Raw genomic sequence first — 1,514 nt, 5'->3', positions numbered from 1 at the left:
GCCCGGCAGCCCTTCGCCGCCACCCGGCGGATCTCGTTCACCATCAGCTGCGGGTCCCAGGTCGGAAGCAGCGCCAGCGGGATGAACCGGCCCGGGTAGGTGCCGGCCCACTCGTCGATGTGCCAGTCGTTGTACGCCTGGATCATGATGACGGTGAGGGGATCCTTGAAATGGTTGAGATGCCCGGCGCTGAACCCGGCGAACGTCGGGAAGCACATCGACGCCAGGATCCCGTTACGGTCCATGTCCCGGACCCGGTCGTGGATGTCGTAGACGGCGGGGCGCATCTCGGCGAAGCCGGCCGGGTCCTTGGCCCATTCCTCCGGCGGCCAGGTGATCACGGCGTTGAGGCCGCTGACCCCGGTGACCCGGCCCTGGTAGATCCACCGGTCCACCCCGGACTCGTCGGTCTCGACGTGCGGCGCCTGGTCGGCCAGGTTCGCCGGCAGGTGGTTCTTGAACATGTCCGCTGGTTCGACCACGTGGTCGTCGATGCTCACCAGAATCAAGTCGTCGACGTTCATGACCCTCCTCCGTGGGTGCTGGCCTGACAGGCGTATCCGGTCAGATATCTGTGCTCCGGTCCCGGCCGTGCCGGGGGTTCTCACATTTTTCGGAAGTCCCAGCTGGTCATTTTCTCCGGGGTGAGGCGCAGCCAGGCGTGACGGCCGTCGTAGTGCATTTCGTCGCGACCGGTGTATTTCTGGGCGAAGAGCTTTTCCGGTGTTTCGAGGTCCGGGTCGGGGGTGCCGGTCCGGGGAGCTTCTCCGACGCTTTCGAGCTTCCCGCGGAGCTCGACCCCGTGTAGCTCGTTGAAGGCGTGGCCGCCATCGATGAGCACGGCCACTCGCGGGTCGCGGGCGATGTCGGTCCAGCGCTGGCTCTTCACGACCGAGTTGAGCCACAGAGCGGAGCCGTCCCACACGAACCACAGCGGAGTCAGATGTGGTCCGCTCGGGCTGGACGTCGCCACCCGGCAGGTTCGCTCCTCGGTGAGGAAGGCATCGATCTCGTCCCGACTCATGGCGATCTTGCGGCCCCGGCGCTGCTCTTTCATCGTGTTTCGTCCTTAATGGATGTCGAGTGCCTGCTGCGTGGTGGTGTGCCGAAGTAGGGACGGACGGGCCCGACGGCGAGCGCCGCCAGGCAGCCGGGTCACCGACCGAGCAGGAATTTCACGATGGGTGTGGCCGGGGGGAAGGAGTCGGAGATGCCGGCGGTGAAGTAGCCCGAGTCGGCCGTGAGGGTGATGCCGTTGATGGCGGAGGCGGCGTCGCTGCAGAGGAACAGCAGCGGGTAGGCCTGTTCCAGGGGGGTCGCGGCCTCGATGCCCAGCTCGGCCCGGTAGTCGGTACCGAAGCCGAGCCACCTCTCCTCGTTCGCCCGCGCCAGCGGGGTGTCGGTGGGGCCGGGGCAGATCGCGTTGATGCGGATGCCCTGCTTGAGCAGGGGCATCGCCTGGGTGGCGACGTAGGCGCAGACGGCCTGCTTGCTCCACATGTAGTCGGCCTTGC

3 protein-coding genes are annotated in these 1,514 nt (G+C 66.9%); all 3 read right to left on the bottom strand.

The window, feature by feature from the left end:
- Nucleotides 1–524: amidohydrolase family protein (locus FMEAI12_RS31080; protein WP_146776809.1), on the bottom strand; the 524-nt coding region annotated here is incomplete at its 3' end.
- A gap of 80 nt (nt 525–604) precedes the next feature.
- Nucleotides 605–1,057: a pyridoxamine 5'-phosphate oxidase family protein gene (locus FMEAI12_RS31075; RefSeq protein ID WP_071062860.1), complete on the bottom strand. Its 453-nt coding sequence runs from the start codon at nt 1,055–1,057 to the stop codon at nt 605–607.
- A gap of 98 nt (nt 1,058–1,155) precedes the next feature.
- A partial coding sequence (locus tag FMEAI12_RS31070; RefSeq protein ID WP_146776808.1) for an SDR family oxidoreductase occupies nt 1,156–1,514 on the bottom strand: 359 nt, incomplete at its 5' end.

The organism is Parafrankia sp. Ea1.12 (assembly GCF_900465275.1).
Lineage (GTDB): Bacteria > Actinomycetota > Actinomycetes > Frankiales > Frankiaceae > Parafrankia > Parafrankia soli.
This window is presented reverse-complemented; position numbering and strand designations above follow the sequence as displayed.